General features: G+C 66.7%; 24 protein-coding genes. 14 read left to right on the forward strand and 10 right to left on the reverse strand.

Annotated elements, in window-relative coordinates:
* Positions 1-211 precede the first annotated feature (211 nt).
* Entirely contained in the window at positions 212-472 is a 261-nt protein-coding gene (gene rpmA / locus ACCQ05_RS15355) for a 50S ribosomal protein L27 (RefSeq protein WP_003484326.1), read from the reverse strand.
* 12 nt (positions 473-484) lie between these two features.
* A complete protein-coding gene (gene rplU, locus ACCQ05_RS15360) occupies positions 485-805 on the reverse strand; it encodes a 50S ribosomal protein L21 (protein ID WP_003484328.1) in 321 nt (106 codons plus the stop codon).
* A gap of 291 nt (positions 806-1096) precedes the next feature.
* Here rplU and uvrA point away from each other — a divergent pair, with 291 nt between their 5' ends.
* Both uvrA and ACCQ05_RS15370 read left to right on the forward strand, forming a co-directional pair.
* Positions 1097-4072, forward strand: a complete 2976-nt coding sequence (gene uvrA / locus ACCQ05_RS15365) for an excinuclease ABC subunit UvrA (protein ID WP_228963753.1) — start codon at positions 1097-1099, stop codon at positions 4070-4072.
* Positions 4072-4476 carry an acyl-CoA thioesterase gene (locus tag ACCQ05_RS15370; protein WP_372391291.1) on the forward strand — a complete coding sequence of 135 codons (405 nt, stop codon included), beginning with the start codon at positions 4072-4074 and terminating at the stop codon, positions 4474-4476. The genes uvrA and ACCQ05_RS15370 overlap by 1 nt, the downstream gene beginning before the upstream one ends.
* Positions 4477-4699: 223 nt before the next feature.
* Here the strand turns inward: ACCQ05_RS15370 and ACCQ05_RS15375 are convergent, their stop codons facing one another.
* Complete coding sequence (locus ACCQ05_RS15375) at positions 4700-5107, reverse strand: copper chaperone PCu(A)C (RefSeq protein ID WP_372360437.1); 408 nt, start codon at positions 5105-5107, stop codon at positions 4700-4702.
* Positions 5108-5193: 86 nt separating this feature from the next.
* On the opposite strand from ACCQ05_RS15375, the gene ACCQ05_RS15380 reads away from it, so the two are divergent.
* The 4 genes from ACCQ05_RS15380 to ACCQ05_RS15395 all read left to right on the forward strand — a co-directional run bounded on the left by ACCQ05_RS15380 (position 5194) and on the right by ACCQ05_RS15395 (position 8974).
* Positions 5194-5964 (forward strand): enoyl-CoA hydratase/isomerase family protein, encoded by a 771-nt coding sequence (locus ACCQ05_RS15380; RefSeq protein ID WP_372391293.1) that lies wholly within the window; start codon positions 5194-5196, stop codon positions 5962-5964.
* Positions 5965-6035: 71 nt separating this feature from the next.
* Positions 6036-6941, forward strand: coding sequence for an acyl-CoA thioesterase II (tesB, locus tag ACCQ05_RS15385; RefSeq protein WP_228963747.1), 906 nt, complete (start codon positions 6036-6038; stop codon positions 6939-6941).
* 223 nt (positions 6942-7164) lie between these two features.
* Positions 7165-7662 carry a putative signal transducing protein gene (locus tag ACCQ05_RS15390; RefSeq protein ID WP_372391296.1) on the forward strand — a complete coding sequence of 166 codons (498 nt, stop codon included), beginning with the start codon at positions 7165-7167 and terminating at the stop codon, positions 7660-7662.
* 118 nt (positions 7663-7780) lie between these two features.
* Positions 7781-8974 (forward strand): RNA polymerase sigma factor, encoded by a 1194-nt coding sequence (locus ACCQ05_RS15395; RefSeq protein WP_372391299.1) that lies wholly within the window; start codon positions 7781-7783, stop codon positions 8972-8974.
* 236 nt (positions 8975-9210) lie between these two features.
* On the opposite strand, the gene ACCQ05_RS15400 is transcribed toward ACCQ05_RS15395, so the two are convergent.
* Entirely contained in the window at positions 9211-9801 is a 591-nt protein-coding gene (locus ACCQ05_RS15400) for an EF-hand domain-containing protein (protein ID WP_228963743.1), read from the reverse strand.
* Positions 9802-9841: 40 nt separating this feature from the next.
* Here ACCQ05_RS15400 and ACCQ05_RS15405 point away from each other — a divergent pair, with 40 nt between their 5' ends.
* Entirely contained in the window at positions 9842-10756 is a 915-nt protein-coding gene (locus ACCQ05_RS15405; RefSeq protein WP_228963742.1) for an arginyltransferase, read from the forward strand.
* Entirely contained in the window at positions 10710-12038 is a 1329-nt protein-coding gene (locus ACCQ05_RS15410; RefSeq protein WP_228963740.1) for an endonuclease/exonuclease/phosphatase family protein, read from the forward strand. Before ACCQ05_RS15405 ends, ACCQ05_RS15410 begins: the two co-directional genes overlap by 47 nt.
* Before the next feature lie 389 nt (positions 12039-12427).
* Here ACCQ05_RS15410 and purT read toward each other — a convergent pair whose 3' ends face one another.
* Entirely contained in the window at positions 12428-13630 is a 1203-nt protein-coding gene (gene purT, locus ACCQ05_RS15415) for a formate-dependent phosphoribosylglycinamide formyltransferase (protein WP_372391301.1), read from the reverse strand.
* Between the two features lie 127 nt (positions 13631-13757).
* Here purT and ACCQ05_RS15420 point away from each other — a divergent pair, with 127 nt between their 5' ends.
* From ACCQ05_RS15420 to ACCQ05_RS15435, 4 genes are all read left to right on the forward strand, one after another.
* Positions 13758-14624 (forward strand): SPFH domain-containing protein, encoded by an 867-nt coding sequence (locus tag ACCQ05_RS15420; RefSeq protein ID WP_228963736.1) that lies wholly within the window; start codon positions 13758-13760, stop codon positions 14622-14624.
* 9 nt (positions 14625-14633) lie between these two features.
* On the forward strand, positions 14634-14918 hold the full coding sequence (locus ACCQ05_RS15425) for a hypothetical protein (RefSeq protein WP_228963734.1): 285 nt from the start codon (positions 14634-14636) through the stop codon (positions 14916-14918).
* On the forward strand, positions 14915-15094 hold the full coding sequence (locus tag ACCQ05_RS15430; RefSeq protein ID WP_029219408.1) for a type II toxin-antitoxin system antitoxin: 180 nt from the start codon (positions 14915-14917) through the stop codon (positions 15092-15094). Before ACCQ05_RS15425 ends, ACCQ05_RS15430 begins: the two co-directional genes overlap by 4 nt.
* 303 nt (positions 15095-15397) lie before the next feature.
* Positions 15398-16195, forward strand: a complete 798-nt coding sequence (locus ACCQ05_RS15435; protein ID WP_372391304.1) for a M15 family metallopeptidase — start codon at positions 15398-15400, stop codon at positions 16193-16195.
* A gap of 34 nt (positions 16196-16229) precedes the next feature.
* On the opposite strand, the gene ACCQ05_RS15440 is transcribed toward ACCQ05_RS15435, so the two are convergent.
* The 5 genes from ACCQ05_RS15440 to ACCQ05_RS15460 all read right to left on the reverse strand — a co-directional run bounded on the left by ACCQ05_RS15440 (position 16230) and on the right by ACCQ05_RS15460 (position 20790).
* Positions 16230-16904 (reverse strand): DNA-3-methyladenine glycosylase family protein, encoded by a 675-nt coding sequence (locus ACCQ05_RS15440; protein WP_372391306.1) that lies wholly within the window; start codon positions 16902-16904, stop codon positions 16230-16232.
* 1 nt (position 16905) lies between these two features.
* Positions 16906-17277 carry a DUF423 domain-containing protein gene (locus tag ACCQ05_RS15445; protein WP_372391308.1) on the reverse strand — a complete coding sequence of 124 codons (372 nt, stop codon included), beginning with the start codon at positions 17275-17277 and terminating at the stop codon, positions 16906-16908.
* 97 nt (positions 17278-17374) lie between these two features.
* The gene (locus ACCQ05_RS15450) at positions 17375-18544 is read right to left on the reverse strand and encodes a polyketide cyclase (RefSeq protein ID WP_228961757.1); all 1170 of its coding nucleotides are present in this window, start codon (positions 18542-18544) and stop codon (positions 17375-17377) included.
* Between the two features lie 411 nt (positions 18545-18955).
* Positions 18956-19597, reverse strand: a complete 642-nt coding sequence (locus tag ACCQ05_RS15455; RefSeq protein ID WP_104539537.1) for a response regulator — start codon at positions 19595-19597, stop codon at positions 18956-18958.
* Entirely contained in the window at positions 19597-20790 is a 1194-nt protein-coding gene (locus ACCQ05_RS15460; protein WP_372391310.1) for a sensor histidine kinase, read from the reverse strand. Before ACCQ05_RS15460 ends, ACCQ05_RS15455 begins: the two co-directional genes overlap by 1 nt.
* A gap of 264 nt (positions 20791-21054) precedes the next feature.
* Here ACCQ05_RS15460 and ACCQ05_RS15465 point away from each other — a divergent pair, with 264 nt between their 5' ends.
* Together ACCQ05_RS15465 and minC are read left to right on the forward strand one after the other, a co-directional pair.
* Positions 21055-21654: a GNAT family N-acetyltransferase gene (locus ACCQ05_RS15465; RefSeq protein WP_372391316.1), complete on the forward strand. Its 600-nt coding sequence runs from the start codon at positions 21055-21057 to the stop codon at positions 21652-21654.
* Positions 21655-21657: 3 nt separating this feature from the next.
* A complete protein-coding gene (gene minC, locus ACCQ05_RS15470; RefSeq protein WP_372391318.1) occupies positions 21658-22401 on the forward strand; it encodes a septum site-determining protein MinC in 744 nt (247 codons plus the stop codon).
* The last annotated feature ends 27 nt before the right edge of the window (positions 22402-22428 follow it).

Here is a 22428-nt window from a genome sequence, read left to right on the forward strand (position 1 = left end):
GGGATTGGTAACACCACCGCAGGACGTCGCATGGCGGCCGCGGAAACAGCAGGAAGCGCCGGCATCGGGACGATCGAAATCCGCCGTCGCGAATCCCCACTCCCGAATCCCCACTCCCGGCCGTCAAACGAAAAACCCCGCAAAAGCGGGGCTTTCCGTCTCGTCCGCCGGGCAGCGATGCCTGACGGACTGGCCTGCATGGAGCGGGCGATTACGCCTCGGCGACCACGCTGACGGTACGACGCTTCTTCGGGCCCTTGGTGGAGAACTCCACCTTGCCGTCGACCAGCGCAAACAGCGTGTGGTCACGACCCAGGCCGACGCCGGCGCCCGGATGGAACTGGGTGCCGCGCTGACGCACGATGATGTTGCCGGCATCGATGGCCTGGCCACCGAAGATCTTCACGCCCAGGTACTTCGGGTTGGAATCGCGACCGTTGCGCGAGGAACCTACGCCCTTTTTATGTGCCATGACTGGTTCTCCTTACTTCTTGTCGCCACCGGCAATGCCGGTGATCTCGATTTCGGTGTAGTGCTGACGGTGCCCCTGACGCTTCATGTGGTGCTTGCGGCGACGGAACTTGATGATGCGCACCTTGTCGGCGCGGCCATGGGCCACGACCTTGGCGGTGACCGAGGCGCCCTTGAGCGCATCGCCCAGCTTGATGCCATCGCTATCGCCCAGCATCAGGATGGTGTCGAACTTGATCTCGTTGCCTGCTTCGACTTCGAGCTTTTCCACGCGGAGCGTTTCGCCCTGCGCGACGCGGTATTGCTTACCGCCGGTTACCAGAACTGCGTACATGACCAGGTGTTCCTCTGTAGTTATTATGGTCGCCTGCCTTGCCCATGGGGCAGACAGGAGCGGGATTGTACTGACCCGGCGGGTTTGGAGTCAACCTGTAGGCAGTCTGGCCTCGGCAGGCCCGGATCGGGCCGTGAAACGCATCATCCGGCCGCCACAACCGCCCCGGCAGACTGGCATTGAGGCAATTTGCCCTCACCTAGGTCGGCGGGTAGGCTGATCGACTGCCACTCATTCCTGCTGAGCACGCTCGCACCACCGCCGGTTCGCCGGCCCGACATCGGATCCCCCATGGCGATGGATTTCATCCGCATCCGCGGCGCGCGGACGCACAACCTCAAGAACATCGACCTCGACCTGCCTCGCGACAAACTGATCGTGATCACCGGCCTGTCCGGCTCGGGCAAGTCGTCGCTGGCGTTCGACACCATCTATGCAGAAGGCCAGCGCCGCTACGTCGAGTCGCTGTCGGCGTATGCGCGCCAGTTCCTCAGCGTGATGGAAAAGCCGGATCTGGACCACATCGAAGGCTTGTCGCCGGCGATTTCGATCGAACAGAAGTCCACCTCGCACAACCCGCGCTCCACCGTGGGCACCATCACCGAGATCTACGATTACCTGCGCCTGCTGTACGCGCGCGTCGGCCAGCCGCGCTGCCCGGACCATGGCTTCCCGCTGGAAGCACAGACCGTCAGCCAGATGGTCGACCACATGCTCACCCAGGACCAGGAGCAGCGCTACATGTTGCTGGCGCCGGTGATCCGCGACCGCAAGGGCGAGCATGCGCAGGTGTTCGAGCAACTGCGCGCGCAGGGCTTCGTGCGCGTGCGCGTGGACGGCGAGCTGTACGAGATCGATGCGGTGCCGCCGCTGGCACTGCGCCAGAAGCACACCATCGAAGCGGTGATCGACCGCTTCCGCCCGCGCGAGGACATCAAGCAGCGGCTGGCGGAAAGTTTCGAGACCGCGCTCAAGCTGGGCGAAGGCATGGTGGCGGTGCAGTCGCTGGACGACCCGGCCGCAGCCCCGCATCTGTTCTCGTCCAAGTACAGCTGCCCGGTGTGCGATTACTCGCTGCCGGAGCTGGAACCGCGCCTGTTCTCGTTCAACGCACCGGTGGGCGCCTGCCCGAGCTGCGATGGCCTGGGCGTGGCCGAATTCTTCGACCCGGACCGGGTGGTGGTGCATCCGGAGCTGTCGCTGTCGGCCGGCGCAGTGCGCGGCTGGGACCGGCGCAATGCCTATTATTTCCAGCTGATCGCCTCGCTGGCCAAGCACTATAAGTTCGACGTGGATGCGGTGTGGAACACGCTGCCGGCCAAGGTGCGCCAGGCGGTGCTGTTCGGCAGCGGCGACGAGGTCATCAATTTCACCTACTTCACCGACGCGGGCGGGCGCACCACCCGCAAGCATCGCTTCGAGGGCATCCTGCCGAACCTGGAACGGCGCTATCGCGAAACCGAGTCGCCGGCCGTGCGCGAAGAGCTGACCAAATACGTCAGCCAGCAACCCTGCCCCGCCTGTCATGGGACGCGGCTGAATCGCGCCGCGCGCAACGTATTCGTCGCCGACCGTCCATTGCCGGAACTGGTGGTGCTGCCGGTCAACGAGGCACTGAGCTTCTTCCGCGGCCTGTCGCTGCCGGGCTGGCGTGGCGAGATCGCTGCCAAGATCGTCAAGGAGATTGCCGAGCGGCTGGGCTTCCTGGTCGACGTGGGCCTGGACTACCTCACCCTGGAGCGCAAGGCCGACACCTTGTCCGGCGGTGAAGCACAGCGCATCCGACTGGCCAGCCAGATCGGCGCCGGCCTGGTCGGGGTGATGTACGTGCTGGACGAGCCATCGATCGGCCTGCACCAGCGCGACAACGAGCGCCTGCTCGGCACGTTGACCCGGCTGCGCGACCTGGGCAACACGGTGATCGTGGTCGAGCACGACGAAGATGCGATCCGCCTGGCCGACCATGTGCTGGACATCGGCCCCGGTGCGGGCGTGCACGGCGGCGAGATCTGCGCACAGGGCACGCTGCAGGACATCCTGGAATCGCCGCGCTCGCTGACCGGGCAATACCTGTCGGGCAAGCGCCGCATCGAGATCCCCAAGCAGCGCCACAAGCCCAACCCGAAGATGATGCTGCATCTGCGCGGAGCCACCGGCAACAATCTCAAGAATGTCGACCTGGACATTCCAGCCGGGCTGCTGACCTGCATCACCGGCGTGTCCGGGTCGGGCAAGTCCACGCTGATCAACGACACCCTGTTCTCGCTGGCCGCCAACGAGATCAATGGCGCTTCGCATCCGGTGGCCGCGCATCGGGAGATCGAGAACCTCGATCTGTTCGACAAGGTGGTGGATATCGACCAGTCGCCGATCGGGCGCACGCCGCGCTCCAACCCGGCGACCTACACCGGCATGTTCACCCCCTTGCGCGAGCTGTTCGCGCAGGTGCCCGAAGCGCGTGCGCGCGGTTATTCGCCAGGGCGCTTCAGCTTCAACGTGCGTGGCGGCCGCTGCGAGGCCTGCCAGGGCGACGGCATGATCAAGGTGGAAATGCACTTCCTCCCCGACGTGTACGTGCCCTGCGATGTCTGCCACGGCAAGCGCTACAACCGCGAGACGCTGGAGATCCGCTACAAGGGCTTCAACATCAGCGACGTGTTGCAGATGACCGTCGAGGACGCGCTGCAGCTGTTCGAGCCGGTGCCGGCGATCGCGCGCAAGCTGGAAACGCTGGTGGACGTGGGCCTGAGCTACATCAAGCTGGGCCAGAGCGCGACCACCTTGTCCGGTGGCGAGGCGCAGCGCGTCAAACTGTCCAAGGAGCTGTCGCGTCGCGATACCGGACGCACCCTGTACATCCTCGACGAGCCGACCACCGGCCTGCACTTCCACGATATCGAGGCCTTGCTCGGCGTGCTGCACAAGCTGCGCGACGAGGGCAATACGGTGGTGGTGATCGAACACAACCTTGACGTGATCAAGACCGCCGACTGGATCGTGGACCTGGGTCCGGAAGGTGGTCACCGTGGCGGCACCATCCTGGTGTGCGGCACGCCGGAAGAAGTGGCCGCCGAGCCGACGTCCTACACCGGACAGTTCCTGGCCAAGATGCTGCCGTCGGTCAAGGCGCGCGAGACGCGTCCGGCCGCGACGGCCAACAAGCCCGATGCGCGCCCGCCGCGCAAGGTCAAACCGGAGAAGGTGGCCAAGGCCGCCAAATCCGCCAAACCCGCCACCAAGAAGACTGCGAAGAAGAAGGCAAGCTGATGAGCGAACACAAGGTTCTGGCACGCATCCCGATCAGCGTGCGCTGGCGCGACATGGACAGCATGGGCCACGTCAACAACGCCAAGTACATTTCCTACCTGGAAGAGGCGCGCGTGCGCTGGATGCTGGGCGTGCAAGGCGTGTCGATGACCGACCGTATCGCCCCGGTGGTGGCCGCCACCAACGTCAACTACAAGCAGCCGCTGATCTGGCCCAACGACATCACCGTGGAATTGTTCGTCGAGCGCCTGGGCACCAGCAGCGTGACCATCGGCCACCGCATCTTCGACCAGAAGGACGACGGCAAGCTGTATTCGGACGGCAATGTCGTGGTGGTGTGGATCGACACCCAGACCGGCAAGAGCGCCGCGCTCCCGGACGCGGTACGGATCGCCAGCAGCTGAGCCGACGCGGCGCTGCCAGCACATGCTAGATCGCGACAACGACGGCGGCTCTCCCGGGAGCCGCCGTTTTTCATGCCGCTTTGGTGGCGTTGCCACCGGCAATGCAAATCAGCGCCGCACAGCTGCATCGTCCGGGGCCGCCTGCCTGCACGGCAGTGCCGAGCAGGCGCGCAGCCAACGCGAGCGCCCACTGCCCGGGCACGGCAGCGCCGACGCCGCGACCTTACGACCCCGGTGCGCGCTTGCGGGCCTGAAGCGTGGCCTTGATCTGGCGACCATCCTGCAAGGTGAACGTCACCGGCACCTGCGTGCCTTCCTGCAATGGCGCGCGGGCGTCCATCAGCATCAGGTGCAGGCCGCCCGGGGCCAACGGCACCGCCCCACCGGCCGGCAACGCCAGTTCGGGCACCGCGCGCATGCGGCTGACGCCATTGCTTTGCGTGGTTTCGTGCAGGGACACATCGGCGAACGCGCTGCTGCTGACCGCGGTGACCTTCAGCGGCTGCGCGCAGCCGTTGTGGAACTGGCCGAAGCCGGCCGCCATCCCCATGCCACCAGGCGGCGGGATGCGGATCCAGCCCTGGTTGAACTCCGGCAGGCACTGCGCTGCGACGCCTGCACTGCCCAGCATTACCACCGCACCAAGCAGCACACGCGCACGCAGGTGCCGCCTGCTTCGACTGCCGTCTATCATGACCCGACCTCCAGGAGCCCCGAATGAGCATCCAGATCTTAGACCATGGCCGAGTTCGCGAAATCCGTCTGGCGCGCCCGCCGGTCAACGCGCTGGACAGTGCCCTGTGCCAGGCCCTGAGCGCTGCGGTGCGGCAGGCCGGCGACGAGGCCGACGGCATCGTGCTGTCGGGCAGCGAGCGGATTTTTTCCGGCGGCATGGATGTGCCGCAGTTGCTGGCGCATGGCACCGACCGGGCCGCGCTGCTGGCCAGCTGGACGGCGTTCTTCCAGGCCGCGCAGGCGCTGGCCAACAGCCGTATCCCGGTGGTGGCGGCGATCGGCGGGCATGCGCCGGCCGGCGGCTGCGTGCTGGCGCTGTGCTGCGATTACCGGGTGATGGCGCGCAGTGCCGATACCGCCAAACCGTATACGATCGGCTTGAACGAAGTGCAGGTGGGCCTGGCCGCACCCGAAGGCATCCAGCGGCTGTTGCGCCGCGTGGTCGGCGCGCACCGCGCCGAGCGCCTGCTGATCGCCGGGCAGCTGCTGCCGGCCGAACAGGCGGTGCAGATCGGCCTGGTGGACGAGTTGGTCGATGGCGAACTGGTCACCGCGCGCGCGGTGGCCTGGCTGCACGATCTGCAGCAGCTGCCGCGTCAGCCGATGCTGGCCACGCGTGCGGTGGCACGCGCAGACCTGCGCGCGGCACTGGCTCCGGAACTGATCCAGCTGGAGCGTTTCGTCGACGGCTGGTACGCGCCGGATGCCCAGGCTGCACTGCAGGGCCTGGTGGCGCGCCTGCACAAGGCCTGAGCCGGCCGCGGCACGGTGCCCGGCGGGTGGCCCGGTATAATCGCCACCCTTCGCACGCCCAGGCCAGCCTCTTGTCCGCCAATGCCGAACCCGTGGTCTCCGAACTGATCAGCCTGCTGTCGCTGGAGCGCCTGGAAGACAACCTGTTCCGCGGCCAGAGCCGCGATATCGGCACCAAGTACGTGTTCGGCGGCCAGGTATTGGGCCAGGCGCTGTCGGCGGCGCAGGCCACGGTGGAAAACGGCCGCCAGGCGCATTCGCTGCATGCCTATTTCCTGCGCGCCGGCAATATCGACCACCCCATCGTCTACGACGTCGATCGCACCCGCGATGGCGGCAGTTTTTCGGTACGGCGCGTCACTGCGATCCAGCACGGCAAGGTGATCTTCTTCTGCGCGGCCTCGTTCCAGGAACGCGAGGACGGCGCCGAACATCAATCGGCAATGCCGGTGGTACCGCCGCCGGAAGACATCGAGCCGGCCGCCCCACTGGCACCGGAGGTGCTGGCGAACCTGCCGGCCAAGGTGCAACGCTGGCTCTCGCGCGGCGGGCCGTTCGAGTTTCGTCATGTGTTTCCGCGCGACGAACTCAAGCCGCCCAAGCGCCCGCCATTCCAGCAGATGTGGCTGCGCCTGACCGACCCCATCGGCGACGACGTCGGCCTGCACCAGGCACTGCTGGCCTATGCCTCGGACTTCCAGTTGTTGGGCACCTCGACGTTTCCGCACGGCATCAGCTACTACACGCCGAACGTGCAGATGGCCTCGCTGGATCATGCGCTGTGGTTCCATCGCCCGTTCCGCACCGACGACTGGCTGCTGTATTCGCTGGACAGCCCTACCGCGCAGGGCTCGCGCGGCCTGGCGCGCGGGCAGTTCTTCACCCGCGACGGCGTGCTGGTCGCCAGCACGACGCAGGAAGGCTTGATCCGCGTGGTACCCGACGGCAGCGCGGCCGCGGTGCCGGCCAAGGAGTAGCGCGCAACGGCGTGGCCAGGGTGCGCCTATCGGTGGTCCCAGGGCACAGCGCCCCGGTCGTGTACGCCGCAGTCCACCGCCACGCACGCCGCAGAGGCTGCAAACTGGCATGCTCACCTGCCATGCGATGCGAGCAGCTGACGGCAGCCGCACCTGAATGCCTCATCTTGAACCGGCACCTTAGCGGTGCCATCTGATCCGGACCCAACGGCGTTTTCCCACCATGCGCAAGATCTTCAGCAGTCAACGTATCGAAACCGCCGAAGGCGTCGCCAATCTGTTGCGCGATGCGGGAATCGAGATCCGCATCAGCAATGGCCGCTCCTACCAGAGCAAGCGCGGTGGCCAGTTCAGCTATCTGGAGCAAGGCAACGCGCAGGCGCAGCCCACCGTGTGGATCGTGCATGCCAACGACCAGCCGCGTGCGCGCGATCTGCTGCGCGAAGCGCGCCTGCTCGACACCACCCGCCGCGACCTGCCGAACGTGGAGTACACCTTCCGCGATGGCGAGAACGGTTCCAGTGCCAGCGCGCGCAGTTGGGCCTGGCGGATCCGCCTGGTCCTGCTGCTGGTGATCGGCGCCGTGGCCATGGTGGTGGTGATGCGCCATCGCAGTGCGCCTGCGCCGGTCGCCCCGTCAATGCAGCCGGCATCGCCATCGGCAGCTGACCCAGCGCCAGAAGACGAGGAAATGCGGGTACGGATCCAGCCATCGCGCTGACTGCGGCCGGCCGGAGGGCGCCCGCTCGGTCGATGGCGTGACAGGTGCGAGGTTCACCAGCTCGGTCACATCCATTGCCGGCATGCGTCATGCTGGCAACAGGACATGGAGTGCGCCGATGACTGCCGACACGCTGGATCTGATGTTGCAACGCGAACTGCCCAGCGCCGCAGCCGGATGCCAGCAGGCCTATGGCCGCATCGTCAGCGCCTGCCAGAACACGGTGACCGCCATCGCACTGGCCATCACCCGGGATATCGCCGCCAGCGAGGACATCGCCCAGGAAGCCTTCCTGCGCGCCTGGCAGCGGCTGGCGCAACTGCATCAGCCCGCCAGCTTCCTGCCGTGGCTGCGCCAGATCACCCGCAACCTGGCGCGTGACTGGCTGCGTGCGAATCGCCACCGCGCGCTCAGCGGCGAGGCCGCCGACCTGGCGATCGCCATGGCCGCCGATCCGGCTCCCTCGCCCGCCGACCATCTGTTGCAGGCCGAGGAAGAGATCGCCGCATTCGACATGATTTCCGCGCTACCGGAAGAAAGCCGCGAGACGCTGCTGCTGTATTACCGCGAAGGCCAGAGCTCACAACAGGTTGCGTCGCTGCTGGGCCTGAGCGACGCGGCGGTGCGCAAGCGGCTGTCGCGCGCACGTGCCAGCGTGCGCGATGAACTGTTGAAACGGTTCGGCGAATTCGCACGTGGTAGCGCACCAGGCGTTGCCTTTGCCACCGCAGTGACCTCGGCAACCCTGCTTGCGGCACCAGGCACCGCAAGCGCGGCGATCGTGCTGGGCGGTCTCGGTGGCGCGGGCAAGCTGGGCATGAGTGCAGTGACTGGCTCGGTGCTCGGCGGGGGTGGGTCCGCTGGCGCGCTCAGCATCTGGCTCGGCATGCCGGCGCTGTTCGCAACCGGCGCCGTGCTGGTTGCCGGATTCGGCACGTACTGGTCGTGCTGGTACCTGCTGCGCTTTGCACAGACCGACCTTGAGGCAGCCGCCATTGGCCGCTTCATGCGCATGACCACGCTGACGTCGGTGCTGGTGGTCGGCGGCACGCTCCTGCTTAAAAAGCTGGATGCCGGTGCGTGGCCATCGCTGCTGGTGCTCTGCACCGGCATGGCGGTGCTCAGCTATCAATCCATCCGGGTGCTACCACGGGTCATGCGCCCCATGCTGGAACGCGATGCGCGCAGACGCGGCGCCACACATGCACCGCTGCTGTACCGGTGCCTGTTCAGTCCGGGTGCAATGCTGGCGAGCGTGGCGGCAGTCATGCTGCCGATCGTGCGTCACTACATGCAGCTGGGAATGCTTTGAGGCCGGCGTGGCGTCACCGCTACACCGCCAATGACAGCCCACTGCAGGCAACGAGAACGGCCCCCTGCTCGCGCAGGAGGCCATTGGTCGATCGGCGCCTTGTTACGTATTGCTGTTACGTATTGCTGTTGCGTATTGCTGTTGCGTATTGCTGTTGCGTGTTGCTGTTGCCTGCAGCGACCGACACGCGTCACGCGCCGGCCGCTGCATCATTCACATTGATGCGCGCTACGCGCTCAGTTGGCGGCAGCGGGCCTGGGCGGCATCGGATGCTTGCCGTGATCGCCATGCTCGCCCGGACCACGCGGGCCGTGCTCGCCACGTAACTTCGATGCTGCATCGAACTCGGCCTTGCTCAGCTTGCCGTCCTTGTCGGTGTCGGCCTTGGCGAACCAGGCATCGCGGTGCTGCTGCATGCGCAGCTCACGGTCGGCACGATCGATAAAGCCATCCTTGTTGACGTCCATCTGGTCGAAGCGCGCAGCGAATTTCGGATCGGCCTTGGCCTCTTCGCGGCTGATGCGCCCGTCCTTGTTGGTGTCGAACTTGGCCAGCCACTCGCCGCGACCTTCGCGCCCTGGGCCACGATGGCGAGGACGCTCATCGCGCGAGAGCTTGCCGTCCTTGTTGGCGTCCAGGGTGTCGAACTGCGCCGCCAGCGTCGGGTTGGCGGCCGCTTCGCTGCGGTCGACCACGCCATCGCCGTTGCTGTCGAGCTTGGCAGGACGCGGCGCATCGCCGGATGCCGGCGGGGTGGCGGCGACGACTGCGCCGGTGGACAGCGCGGCCAATACGGCCAGGGCGAGAAAGGGTTTGCGGGACGTCATGGGAAACTCCTGATCTGTGGGAACCACACGCGGCACCTGCATGGGCCGCATCGCGTGGGTGGCGCATCCGGATCCGCCGTGCGCTGCCACCAACACACACACCAACGAGCCGCCGGCGCAGGCGTTGACGCGCGCATCGGCCGCATTCATCCGGCGGACAGTCGCCGCTGTTGCGACGCACAGGCGCTATCCTGCGCGCATGGCCATCCATGCCGACACCCACGACGACCTGCGCCTGTTCCAGACCGGCGAACATCCCTGCGGCTACTGGCCCGACCGCCAGGCGCGCGATCTGGTACTGGACCCACACGATCCGCGTTTGGGAACGATCTACCCGCAGGCCCTGGCGTGGGGATTCCGCCGCTCCGGCGATCTGGTCTACCGTCCGCATTGCGAACGTTGCCGCGCCTGCGTGCCGGTACGCATCGTGGTGGATACGTTCCAACCCGATCGCAGCCAACGCCGCTGCCTGGCGCGCAACCAGGACCTGGTGGTGCGCGTGGTCGCCGCCGAACGTACCGACGAGCAGCTTGCGCTGTACCGTCGCTATCTCAAGCACCGGCATCCCGGCGGCGGCATGGACGAGCACGGCGCCACCGAGTTCGACCAGTTCCTGATCGGCGGCTGGTCGCATGGGCGCTTTCTGGAAATCCGCCAGGCGCCTGTCGCGCATGGTCCGGGGGAATTGCTCGCCGTGGCGGTCACCGATGTCACCGAACATGCGCTGTCGGCCGTTTACACGTTCTATGCGCCCGAGGCGGCTACGCGCAGCCTGGGGACGTTCGCGATCCTGCAGCAGATCCAGTGGGCACAGCGCGAGCGGCGCGCACATGTCTACCTGGGCTACTGGATCGAAGGCCACGCCAAGATGAACTACAAGCGCCGCTTCGATGCGCTGGAGGCCTACGATGGCCGCCACTGGCGTGGATTGCCCGCCAGCGTACTGCCTCCTTGAGCTGCCAAACGGCGACATCGGCCTGTCGCATCGGCCATGCGAGAATTCCGCGATGATCAAACCTCTCCTGCTGCTTGCGCTCGGCGCACTGTGTACCGCCTGCACCCATCGGGTGCCGTCCACCACCACGGCGTCCGATCCTTCGCCTGCCAAGCCTGTTGCAGCGCCACTGCGCATCGCCACCTACAACACCTCGCTGTATTCGGACGAAGCGGGCGGCCTGATCGCCGAACTGCAGGGCGACAGCGCGCATGCGCGCAAGATTGCCGCGGTATTGCAGCGTGTGCGCCCGGATCTGGTGCTGCTCAACGAATTCGATTTCGATCCGCAACACCGCGCTGCCGATCTGTTCCAGCAGCGCTACCTGCAGGTGGCGCAGCCGGGGGGCGGCGAGCCGCTGCGTTATCCGTATCGGTACCTGGCGCCGGTCAACACCGGCGTCCCGAGCGGGCTGGATCTGGACAACAGCGGCAGTGTCGGCGGCGATGGCCGCAACCGCGGCAACGATGCCTGGGGCTTCGGCCTGCATCCCGGCCAGTACGGCATGCTGGTGCTGTCGCGGTATCCCATCGATGCGCAGGCCGTGCGCAGTTTCCAGCTCCTGAAGTGGAGCACGTTGCCCGGCGCACTGCGGCCGATCGATCCGTCCACGCGGGCATCGTTTTACAGCGACGCGATCTGGGCGCAGTTGCGGCTGTCATCCAAATCGCACTGGGACGTGCCGGTACGCACGCCGCTGGGCGTGGTGCATGCACTGGTGTCGCACCCCACCCCACCGGTGTTCGATGGCGCGGAAAAACGCAACGCCGCACGCAACCACGATGAGCTCGCGCTGTGGCGTGCATACCTGGACAACGCGGCCGACAGCCGGCGCTGGCTGTGCGACGACAAAGGCGCCTGCGGTGGCCTGCCCGCCGATGCGCGTTTCGTCATCCTGGGCGATCTGAACAACGACCCGATCGATGGCGCCGGCCGCCATGAGGCGATCCGCGCATTGATCGATCACCCGCGCGTTCTCCAGTACCCCACCCCACGCAGCGCCGGCGGCCCGGAAAAGACCGCCGAATACGCCGCGCACGGCGTCGCGCATACCGGCGACCCGCACCAGGTCACCGGCGACTTCGGCCCGCAGGCCGGCACCATGCGTCTGGACTACGTGCTGCCGTCGCGCCAGTTCACCCTGGCTGGCAGCGGCATCTTCTGGCCCGCCAGCAGCGACCCGGAAGCGGCGATCGCCGATGGCAGCGACCATCACGCGGTGTGGGTGGATGTGGTCTGGTAGCCGGGATTGGGGAGTGGGGAGTGGGGAGTGGGGATTCGGAAGGGTGGGTTCCTGGCCCCGCCTGCGTTTGTGCGCCTGCTGGTGGGCCGACGCAGGCACGTGCGGTCAGTCGCGCTTGGTGGCGCAGGTTTGCTCGCAGTGAACCGATCATGTCGCTTCACTACCAACGATCCGAGCCAAACGGCACTCGCGTGTTTGCTTCTCCCGCCCGGACATTGCCCTCCTTTGTGGGGAGAAGCTGCCCGGAAGGGGCGGATGAGGGTACGCGCGAAGCCTCGTGCGGTTTGCATGGGCCAGGGATGCCGGTCATGGTGACGCATCGAAGCCCGCAGCGTTTGGCGGGCTGAAGAAGTGCAGCGGTGCGCTGCACCTCTCAGAACGTGCGGCGATCAGTCCTGCAACTGGATCGACAGCGCCGCAGCGGCCACGCGCGCCTTCTCGCGTGCGTCATCGATGCTGCCGGCACGGGCAAGCGTCACGCCGACGCGGCGGTGACCATCCACCCGTGGCTTGCCGAACAGGCGCAGTGCGGTGTCCGGGTCGCGCAGTGCATCGGCCACGTTGTCGAACACCGGCACGCCGTTGCCATGCGCCAGCAGCGCGCAGGAGGCCGACGGGCCGCTCTGGCGGATCACCCCGCCATCCTCCGCACCGACCGGCAGGCCAAGAATGGCGCGGGCATGCAATGCGAACTCGCTCAGGTCCTGGGAGACCAGCGTGACCAGCCCGGTGTCGTGCGGGCGCGGCGACACTTCGCTGAACCACACTTCGTCGCCCTTGACGAACAGCTCCACGCCGAACAGGCCCCAGCCGCCGAGGTCGTCGGTGATGGCTTTTGCGATCTGTTGCGAGCGACGCAATGCGGCTTCCGACATCGGCTGCGGCTGCCAGCTCTCGCGGTAATCGCCATCCTGCTGCCAGTGGCCGATAGGGTCGCAGTACGAGGTGCCGCCGGCATGCCGCACGGTGAGCAGGGTGATCTCGTAATCGAAATCGATGAAGCCTTCGACAATGCAGCGGCCGGCACCGGCGCGCCCACCGGTCTGCGCGTACTCCCACGCCGCATCGATATCGGCCTCGCTGCGCAGCGTGCTCTGGCCCTTGCCGGAGGAGGACATCACCGGCTTGACCACGCAGGGCAGGCCAACGGCGGCGATCGCCTCGCGGTATTGCGAGGCGGTGTCGACAAAGCGGTACGGCGAGGTCGGCAGACCCAGCGTCTCGGCAGCCAGCCGGCGGATGCCTTCGCGGTCCATGGTCAGGCGTGCGGCGCGCGCGGTGGGAATCACCTTCTGGCCCTGTTCGCGTTCCAGCGCCACCAGGGTCTCGGTGTGGATGGCCTCGATCTCCGGCACGATCAGCTGCGGCCGCTCGCTGGCGATCAGCGCGCGCAGCGCCGCGGGGTCGAGCATGTCCAGCACGTGCGAGCGATGCGCCACCTGCATCGCCGGCGCGTCCGCATAGCGGTCGGCAGCGATCACCTCCGCACCGAAGCGCTGCAGCTCGATCGCCACTTCCTTGCCCAGTTCGCCCGAGCCCAACAGCAGCACGCGGGTGGCGGAAGGCGACAGCGGAGTGCCGAGGGTGGTCATGAGGCGTTATCCAGATCGAGGGGACAGCCATTTTAGCGGGCCGATGCCACGACCGTCGGTCGGAAACCCGGTTAAAACTTGATATCAATTTGATATCTTTCATCCAAACCACAAGGACGCCCCAGCCATGAAAGAGAAGTCGCTCGGTTCTTTTCCCGGCATTCCAGTGATCGCTGCCAGTGTCGTCGTGCTGCTGCTGGCTGCCACGGTGCTGATCGCCGCCGGCGCGGGATATCTGCCGCCACTGGCCATGCTGCCAGCCATTCTGGTCGCTGCCGGCAATGTGTTCGTCCTGGCTGGCCTGTACACGCTGGAGCCGAACCAGGCGGCCGTCCTGAGCCTGTTCGGCAAGTACATCGGCACGGTCAAGGATTCGGGGATGCGCTGGAACAGCCCCTTCTACTCCAAGCGCCGGGTCAGTCAGCGCGTGCGCAATTTCGAAAGCGGACGGCTCAAGGTCAACGAGCTGGATGGCAGCCCGATCGAGATCGCCGCGGTGATCGTGTGGCAGGTGCTGGATGCCTCCGAAGCCGTGTACAACGTGGACGACTACGAAAGCTTCGTGCACATCCAGTCCGAAGCCGCATTGCGCGCGATGGCCACCAGCTACCCGTACGACCAGCACGAAGAAGGCCAGATTTCGCTGCGCAGCCACCCGGCCGAAATCAGCGAACAGCTCAAGCACCACCTGGACGAACGCCTGACCCAGGCGGGCGTGGACGTGATCGAAGCACGCATCAGCCATCTGGCCTATGCACCGGAAATCGCCCAGGCCATGCTGCAGCGCCAGCAGGCCAACGCAGTGATCGCCGCGCGCACGCGCATCGTGGCCGGTGCGGTGGGCATGGTCGAAATGGCGCTGGCCGAGCTGCAGAAGAACGGCGTGGTGCAGCTGGACGAAGAGCGCAAGGCGCATATGGTCAGCAACCTGCTCACGGTGCTGTGTTCTGATCGCGGGACCCAGCCGGTTGTCAACGCCGGCTCGCTGTATTGAGGTGATGCAATGAATGTGATGGTGCCGCTGGTGGTTGCGCTTTCCGGATTGCCCGCGTTGGCGATCGCCGCCTCGATCGGGGCGAACGACGACGACCGCGCGCGCGGACTGGGCCTGCGCTGGGCATTGATCAGCCTGGTGATCCTGGTCGGGGCTGCGTGCCTGTACTGGGCGGGCGACAACCGCGCCGGCATCTATGCGGTGGTGATCGGCATGCTCATCGGCGTCAACACGCTGATCGTGTCGATGGTCATGCACCTGCGCCGCCACGGCAGCCGCGGAAACGGCGAATGAGCGAAAAGAAGGCCTATCCGCTGCGCATCAACGCCGATGTCCTGGCCGCCGCGCAACGCTGGGCCGACGACGAACTGCGCAGCCTCAACGCGCAGATCGAATACGTGCTGCGCGATGCGCTGCGCAAGGCCGGCCGGCTACCGAAACCGCGCGACGAGCCTGAACGCGATGCGTGAGCGTTCATCGGTCCATCGGCGTGCGGGAGCGGCAACCCTGACCATGGCCCTGACTATCGGCACGCCGGCCGCCGTCTCGGCCACCGGATCGGGACAGGCCGGGCGTCGAAGCGGCGCCTGTACCCGCGCGATGCACCGCCCCTGCCTACAACCGGGGCCCATCGCCATGACTTCGGCGATCGGAATCGCGCGCGCCTTGTCGGCATCGTCGCCACCGCGCACGACCGGCAGCTCGCCGGCCGGAAATGCCCGCCGGGTCTGCAACGTCTGGCCGCGCATCACCGTTCGCCCTACCCTGTCGCGATGCGCCCGACCCTGACCCTGCTGCTCAACACCACCGCCATCGAACTGCTGCCTGCCGCGCTACTGCACGCGCGCAGCAATGCCGACGCCCGCGTACTGGCGCAGGCCGACTGGCTGCTGCGGCGCAAGCGCGACGGACGCTATCTGGCCGCGCAGCTGCCATGGGGGATCATGCCGTTGATTCCGCACCTACCGCGCGAGCCCGGTCTGGACGAAGCGCTGGACCGGCTGCAGGCTGCCGCGACGGGCCCCGTGCGGTCCAGCGGCGCAGCGCTGGCGATCGATGGACTGCAGCGACGCCTGGCGCAGCTGGGGCTGGCCGCGGACGACTACGTGCGACAGACCGGCCTGTCCCTGATCGCGGAGCCGGCCACGCTGCAGTTCGCCGGACACGACCGCTTCGGGCGGCCATTGTGGTTGAGCGACGGCGCGGCGCGTGCGTGGCGCCTGATGCGTGCGGCAGCACTGCGCGCGGACATCGTGCTGGATGCCATCTCCGGCTATCGCAGCCACGATTACCAACTGGGCATCTTCGAGCGCAAGTTCGCACGCGGACTATCGTTGCAGCAGATTCTGGCAGTCAACGCAGCGCCCGGTTTCAGCGAGCACCACAGCGGCGACGCGCTGGATATCGGCACCCCCGGCGAACTGCCGGCCGAAGAGTCGTTCGAGGCTACCGCAGCGTTTGCGTGGCTGAGCCGGCATGCTCCGGATTTTGGCTATCGCCTGAGCTACCCGCGCCACAACCCGCATGGCATCGTCTACGAGCCGTGGCATTGGCGCTGGCACGCGGTGTGAGGCATGCGGAGCTCGCGTCGCGCTCCATGCCTGATCACTCCTGCGAACGCGGTGTCGGCACCTTGGCGGCGATACTGAAGTCGGCGATCTTCCAGAGATAGAACGCGGCATACGTGCGGTAGGGACCCCAGCGTTCGCCGCGTTCGGCCAATGCCTTGGGGGCAGGCATCTGTTCGTGCCTGTCCACGCGCTGGGCACCCTTGCGCACGCCCAGGTCGTCGATGGGCAGCAGGTCCGGGCGGCCCAGGCGGAACATCAGCATCATTTCCACCGTCCAGCGGCCGATGCCACGGACCGGTACCAGCGTCTGCACAATGGCTTCGTCGGGCATGAAGGCCATGCTGCGCAGCGAAGGAATTTCACCGGCCAGTTCGCGCTGCGCCAGGTCGCGGAGCGCCAACGCCTTGTTGCCGGACACACCGCAGGCGCGCAACGCGGCATCGTCCACGCGCGCCAGCGTGCCGGCATGCAGCCGGCTCGCGCCGATGGCCACTTCCACCCGTGCCACGATGGTGGACGCGGCCTTGCCGCTGAGCTGCTGGAACAGGATCGCGCGCGCCAACGCATCCACCGGGTCGAACGGTTTGCGCCAGCCCGGCTGCGCGGCGATGGGGCCGACCCGTCGCATCCACGCCCCCAGCGCGCGATCGCGCCGGACCAGATGCGCAAAGGCGGCCTCCACATCGAACCCGCGCGCATGCCGCGGCATTTCAACGTCTCAACGCGCCAATGGCCAGCAGCACCCAGCCCAGCATCAGGCTGACCCCGCCCACCGGTGCCAGGCTGGTCGGCCAGTGCAGCAACGCGCCGCCGACCAGGCTGCCGGCAAACAGCAGCGTGCCGAGCAGCAGCAGGTACAAGCCAACCCGCCCGAGCACGCGCGTTTCGGCAGCGCCCAGCACGGTCAGTACCGCGCCATGGCCGAACGCATACAGCGACGCCAGCTGTAGCCGCGACTGCACCAGCGCATCGGCCACGCCGTGCGAGGCGTAAGCCGACAACCCGACGGCCACGGCGGCCAGCAGGCCGCCGCAGAACGCCAGCAGCGAGGGGTGTTTCTTACGACGGTCGAGCAAGGACATGCAGGCAACTTCCCCGGCAGCGCCGTAGCGCCAAAAAAAAGCGCGCCGCAGGACTGCGGCGCGCTTTGGTCTGGATCAGGTCATCGCGGTAAGACGATTACTTGATGGCCCAGTAGACATCGTAGGTACCGTCCTGGGTGAACGACTTGTCCACGCCGCCCTTCCAGGCTTCGTACGGACGCTCGGTCACATCCATGCCGCTGGTGGCAGCCCAGGCGCGCAGCGAGTTACGTACCGCATCCAGGCCCGCCATGTGGCCCGCATAGGTCGCAAACGCCGAGCGGTGCGCCGGAGTGCGCTGGTACTTCACCGGTGCCTCGGACGGGATGTTGAGCTTCAGCTCTTCGCCGGTGGCAGCGACCGGAGTCGCATCGACCGGAGCAGCGGCTGCCGCGTCATCCTTCTTGGCGTCGGTCTTGGCGGTGTCGGTCTTCGGCGCGCCACCGGCACGCTTGCGGACCGGCTGCACGACGTCGAAGGCGTACTTGTCGGTGGCGAAGTCGGTGGTGACGATACGGACCGGGCCAGCAGCTTCCAGACCATTGGCGTCCATCACGCGCTTGATCCACTCCTGGTTGTCCTTGATCGACTTCTTGATGGTCTCGTTATCGCGGTCGATGTTGCCCGCGGTGACGACCAGCAGGTCTTCGGCCGGCACGTCGACGATCTTGAGATCGCTCAACACCGGCTTGCCATCCAGCTGCGCGCGGTAGTCGAAGTTCGGCACGGTGGCCAGTGCGGTAGCCAGACGCGACAGACCCAGCTTCAGATCGTCGCCAACGTGGCGGCTGACATACAGGCCGGCATAGCGACCGAACAGGTTCCAGCCGTACTTGACGCTGTAGTCCTGCGTGATCTTGACGTTCCTGTTGTTCTTGCCGGTCGGTGCCAGGGTGAAGTTGGTGACCTTGTCGTAGCCCTTGGTGGGATCTTCGATCGCGATCTCGACACGCTCGTTCTTGACGGTGTTGGTGATTTCCCAGCTGCCGTTGCCGATGTAGCCTTCGGTGGAGCTGTACTCGACACGTGCACCCTTGCCCTCTTCCGGGCCGACCAGCTTCAGCTGGATCTTCGGGTCGCGCAGCACAAGCGGGTTCCAATCCTTGAAACGACGGAAGCTGTTCACAGTGTCGTAAACGATCGTCATTCGGCGGTTGGTCTCAACACTCTCGGACATCTGCCGTTCCGAGGGCAACACCAGGCCCACCACGACAAACAAGCCAGCCACGATCCCCAAGGCGATCAGGAACTCGATAATACGGGTCATTCAGGAGGTCTCCGGGGCCGATCCCACGGCCGGGTTGAGTGAAGCGAAGCCACCATCCTAGCAGGCTTCGGCAAAGATGTTCAGTTGTGCGACGGGTAGCGCGGTCTTGCGGTGTCATTTGGCGCGTGCAGGGCCGCGCTGGAGCTGCGCAATCCCAGCCGTTGCAAGGGTTTGCGCCAATCGCGCGCAGCCATCATGCACATCCCACGCTGCCTGCGTGTGATGCCGCCAGGGCACGACGCCCGATCGGACCGATGCGGGCCGTCGCCAAGCCGCCACCGATGCAATCCACAGGCAAGCCGGCGCCACTGCACTTGCCGCCGGGACAGGGTGAGCGAACGCCACCTGCAAGCCGCAGGCTTGCGCGCCCGCGAACGCCCGGCGCGCTGCGCCGGGCGGGACATGCTGCCGTCACACCAACTGCAGCTCGAACGCCTTCAGCACCGCGCGGGTGCGGTCGCGTACGCCAAGTTTGGACAGGATGTTGGACACGTGATTCTTGATAGTGCCCTCGGCTACGCCCAGCGAATTGGCGATCTCCTTGTTGGAAAAGCCGCTGGCCATCAGGCGCAGGATCTCGGTCTCGCGGTCGGTGAGCGGATCGGGCCGGTCCAGGCTGACGAACTCGTTGCGCATGTGTTCCAGGCCCGAGAGCAGGCGCTGGGTCACTGCCGGCTGCACCAGCGAGCCGCCCTCGGCCACGGTGCGGATAGCGCCGACCAGCTGTTCCAGCGAGACGTCCTTGAGCAGGTAGCCCTTGGCGCCGGCCTTGAGCCCGGCCAGCACCAGCTGGTCGTCGTCGAAGGTGGTCAGGATGATGGTCGGCGGCAGCGTGCCGTTGCGCGAGAGCATCTGCAGCGCTTCCAGGCCGGACATCACCGGCATGCGCATATCCATCAGCACCACGTCCGGCTGGATCTGCGGGATCTGCTCCACCGCCTGCTTTCCGTCAGAGGCCTCGGCCACCACCTCGATGCCGTTGTCCAGCGCCAACAGCGAGCGGATCCCCTGGCGCACCAGGGTTTGGTCGTCGACCAGGCACACACGGATCATCAGAACACTCCTTGGGTCACGGCCGCAGGCATCAGTGCCGGCGCGCCTGGAACGGAGATGCGCAGGCCGAAGCCGTCACCTCGCCGGGTTTGGATTTCCAGCTGCCCACCATACTGGCTGAGCCGCTCGCGCATGCCGCGCAAGCCGTTGCCGGGCGCCACCGCATCGGCACCATGGCCATCGTCGCGGGCATCGATCAACACCGTCCCCGCATCGCGCCGCACCTGGATCCACAGGTTACGCGCGCCGGCGTGGCGCACCGCATTGGTGATGATCTCCTGGGTGCAGCGCAGCAGCACATGGGCGCGCTCGGGGTCGTCCAGGGTCAGCGGCTGGGCGATGTCCAGGTGGATGTCCAGCGACGGCACCTGGGTCACCAGCGGCCGCAGCGCCGCTTCCAGGTCGATCGCGCCGCTGTCGCGCAGCTGGCTGACCGCTTCGCGCACGTCGGTGAGCAGCAGCTTGGCCAGGGTATGCGCCTGGCGCACATGCTCCTGGGCCTGGCCTTCGGTGATGTGGCCGGCCACTTCCAGGTTGAGGCTGAGCGCGGTCAGGTGGTGCCCGAGCAGGTCGTGCAACTCGCGCGAGATGCGGGTGCGTTCGTTGATGCGCGCGCTTTCGGCCAGCAGCGCACGGGTGGCGCGCAGTTCGGCGTTGAGCCGGCGCTGTTCCTCGCGGGCCTCGGCCTGCTGGCGGGCCACCAGGCTGGTGACGAAGATGAACATCGAAAAGCCGCCGTAGAGCAGCGACTGCATCAGCGCGCCCGAGACCGGAAACCCCAGCAACAGGTGGTAGACCGGAAGCACGGCCAGCTGGCTCAGCACCAGCCAGACCACGCCAACGCGCAGCGGCAACAACCAGGGGATCACACCGGCCGCCACCATCATCAGGATGCTGCCGAGCCCGGTCCGGGTGAGATAGCTCACCGCAAGCGCGCAGACCGTGAGCAACAGCAGGATCAGCCGGTCGTACCAGTGGGCATGGCCGCCGCTGCTCAGGCCACGCGTCAACCAGAAATAGCTGGCCCCGAAGCCGACGAAGAACGCCGACATCAAGGCCGCCTCCATCACGCTGCGGTGGTCGCCCTCCTCGGCGGGTGCCCAGTAGATGAACACCAAGGGCATGGCGATCATCGCCCAGGTGAACAGGCCGGCGAAGCGCAGGACGCGCGTATGGCTGAGGTATCCCAACATGTCCGCATCTTAGGCCCAAGCGCCGCCGCTGCCCTCTTGCCGGAAGTCATGCATGCGCCGGCCAGCGCTTGCGGACCAGCAATCGGGTCGGCGGCGCAGCGGCGCGGCATGCGTCGGCGGCATGCGTCGGGCGCTGCGCATTGGCTCATTGCCCGGGCGCGCGACCAGCGGCGGGCACGCGCCGGGTCGCCGCTTCAGGCCACGCATGTAATAATCCGACGCAGATCCGATTTCGGGTCGAGAGCGTTACCCCACGGAGTCCCAATGTCGATCGTCATCCGCGACGTGCGCGAGCACGAGCTCGATTCCGTCCTGGCCCTGAACAACAATGCCGGACTGGCGATCCTGCCGCTGGATTCAACCAAGCTGCAACGGTTCTACGCCCAGGCCGAATATTTCCGCGTCGCCGAGCGCGACGGCAACCTGGCCGGGTTCCTGGTCGGGTTCGGCAGCGGCAGTGCCCATGACAGCAGCAATTTCGCCTGGTTCCGGGACCGTCATCCGGAATTCTTCTATATCGACCGCATCGTGGTCGCCAGCCGCCGGCGCGGCGGCGGCGTCGGGCGGGCGTTCTACGCCGACGTGCAGAGCTATACCGAGCTGCGTTACCCGCAGCTGGCCTGCGAGGTGTTCCTGGACCACGGTGCCGATGCGGCGCTGCTGTTCCATGGCAGCTTCGGCTTCCGCGAGGTGGGCCAGAACACCATGCCGGACGTGGACGTGCGCGCCAGCATGCTGATGAAGGACATGTGCAGCTATCCATGGGTCAAGGAAACCTATGGCGGCAAGCTGCCCGAAGACCTGCCGTGGGTGGGCCGGCCGCGCCATGCCGCCGCCACCGCCAATCCATCGACGGGGAGCTGAGGCGTGTCGAGTGTGAATGTGGATTTTGAACAGGCCGGCGAGCTGAAGATCGGCCAGGTGGGCATCGCCAACCTGCGCGTGCGCACCCTGGATGTGCCGCGGCTGGTGCAGGAAATGCGCGAGCGCGTGACCCGCGCGCCCAAGCTGTTCGGGCGGGCGGCGGTGATCCTGGATTTCGGCGGGCTGTCGCAGGTGCCGGACATGGGCACCGCCAAGGCACTGCTGGATGGCCTGCGCGATGCCGGCGTGCTGCCGGTGGCGCTGGCCTACGGCACCAGCGAGATCGACCTGCTGTCGCAGCAGCTCGGCCTGCCGTTGCTGGCCAAGTTCCGTGCCCAGTACGAGCCCACCGCGGTCAGCCCACCGCCTCCACCGCCCCCTGCGCGCGCCGAGCCGGCGCCGCCGGCCGCGCGCCCGGCGCCTGGCCGCATGCAACGTACCGCGGTGCGCTCGGGCCAGCAGCTGTATGCGGAGAATTGCGACCTGACTGTGCTCAATACGGTCGGTGCCGGAGCGGAGGTCATCGCCGACGGCAGCATCCATATCTACGGTACCCTGCGTGGCCGCGCTTTGGCCGGCGCGCAGGGCAACCCGGACGCGCGCATCTTCTGCCGCGACTTCCACGCCGAACTGGTCGCCATCGCTGGCCACTACAAGGTGCTGGACGATGTTCCCATGGACCTGCGTGGCAAGGCCGTCCAGGTCTGGCTGGAGCAGGATCAGATCAAGATCGCTGCGCTTGATTGACGCAGCCCAACCACAGAAACATTCGGA

It is taken from the genome of Xanthomonas sp. NCPPB 3582, from assembly GCF_041475735.2.
Taxonomy (GTDB): Bacteria; Pseudomonadota; Gammaproteobacteria; order Xanthomonadales; family Xanthomonadaceae; genus Xanthomonas; species Xanthomonas codiaei.

Excerpts from the sequence above, each read along its gene's own strand:
- rpmA (WP_003484326.1), bottom strand. The coding sequence starts at position 472 with ATGGCACATAAAAAGGGCGTAGGTTCCTCGCGCAACGGTCGCGATTCC.
- rplU (WP_003484328.1), bottom strand. The coding sequence starts at position 805 with ATGTACGCAGTTCTGGTAACCGGCGGTAAGCAATACCGCGTCGCGCAG.
- uvrA (WP_228963753.1), top strand. The coding sequence starts at position 1,097 with ATGGCGATGGATTTCATCCGCATCCGCGGCGCGCGGACGCACAACCTC.
- ACCQ05_RS15370 (WP_372391291.1), top strand. The coding sequence starts at position 4,072 with ATGAGCGAACACAAGGTTCTGGCACGCATCCCGATCAGCGTGCGCTGG.
- ACCQ05_RS15375 (WP_372360437.1), bottom strand. The coding sequence starts at position 5,107 with ATGCTGGGCAGTGCAGGCGTCGCAGCGCAGTGCCTGCCGGAGTTCAAC.
- ACCQ05_RS15380 (WP_372391293.1), top strand. The coding sequence starts at position 5,194 with ATGAGCATCCAGATCTTAGACCATGGCCGAGTTCGCGAAATCCGTCTG.
- ACCQ05_RS15390 (WP_372391296.1), top strand. The coding sequence starts at position 7,165 with ATGCGCAAGATCTTCAGCAGTCAACGTATCGAAACCGCCGAAGGCGTC.
- ACCQ05_RS15395 (WP_372391299.1), top strand. The coding sequence starts at position 7,781 with ATGACTGCCGACACGCTGGATCTGATGTTGCAACGCGAACTGCCCAGC.
- ACCQ05_RS15400 (WP_228963743.1), bottom strand. The coding sequence starts at position 9,801 with ATGACGTCCCGCAAACCCTTTCTCGCCCTGGCCGTATTGGCCGCGCTG.
- ACCQ05_RS15405 (WP_228963742.1), top strand. The coding sequence starts at position 9,842 with ATGGGCCGCATCGCGTGGGTGGCGCATCCGGATCCGCCGTGCGCTGCC.
- ACCQ05_RS15410 (WP_228963740.1), top strand. The coding sequence starts at position 10,710 with ATGGCCGCCACTGGCGTGGATTGCCCGCCAGCGTACTGCCTCCTTGAG.
- purT (WP_372391301.1), bottom strand. The coding sequence starts at position 13,630 with ATGACCACCCTCGGCACTCCGCTGTCGCCTTCCGCCACCCGCGTGCTG.
- ACCQ05_RS15420 (WP_228963736.1), top strand. The coding sequence starts at position 13,758 with ATGAAAGAGAAGTCGCTCGGTTCTTTTCCCGGCATTCCAGTGATCGCT.
- ACCQ05_RS15425 (WP_228963734.1), top strand. The coding sequence starts at position 14,634 with ATGAATGTGATGGTGCCGCTGGTGGTTGCGCTTTCCGGATTGCCCGCG.
- ACCQ05_RS15430 (WP_029219408.1), top strand. The coding sequence starts at position 14,915 with ATGAGCGAAAAGAAGGCCTATCCGCTGCGCATCAACGCCGATGTCCTG.
- ACCQ05_RS15435 (WP_372391304.1), top strand. The coding sequence starts at position 15,398 with ATGCGCCCGACCCTGACCCTGCTGCTCAACACCACCGCCATCGAACTG.
- ACCQ05_RS15440 (WP_372391306.1), bottom strand. The coding sequence starts at position 16,904 with ATGCCGCGGCATGCGCGCGGGTTCGATGTGGAGGCCGCCTTTGCGCAT.
- ACCQ05_RS15445 (WP_372391308.1), bottom strand. The coding sequence starts at position 17,277 with ATGTCCTTGCTCGACCGTCGTAAGAAACACCCCTCGCTGCTGGCGTTC.
- ACCQ05_RS15450 (WP_228961757.1), bottom strand. The coding sequence starts at position 18,544 with ATGACCCGTATTATCGAGTTCCTGATCGCCTTGGGGATCGTGGCTGGC.
- ACCQ05_RS15455 (WP_104539537.1), bottom strand. The coding sequence starts at position 19,597 with ATGATCCGTGTGTGCCTGGTCGACGACCAAACCCTGGTGCGCCAGGGG.
- ACCQ05_RS15460 (WP_372391310.1), bottom strand. The coding sequence starts at position 20,790 with ATGTTGGGATACCTCAGCCATACGCGCGTCCTGCGCTTCGCCGGCCTG.
- ACCQ05_RS15465 (WP_372391316.1), top strand. The coding sequence starts at position 21,055 with ATGTCGATCGTCATCCGCGACGTGCGCGAGCACGAGCTCGATTCCGTC.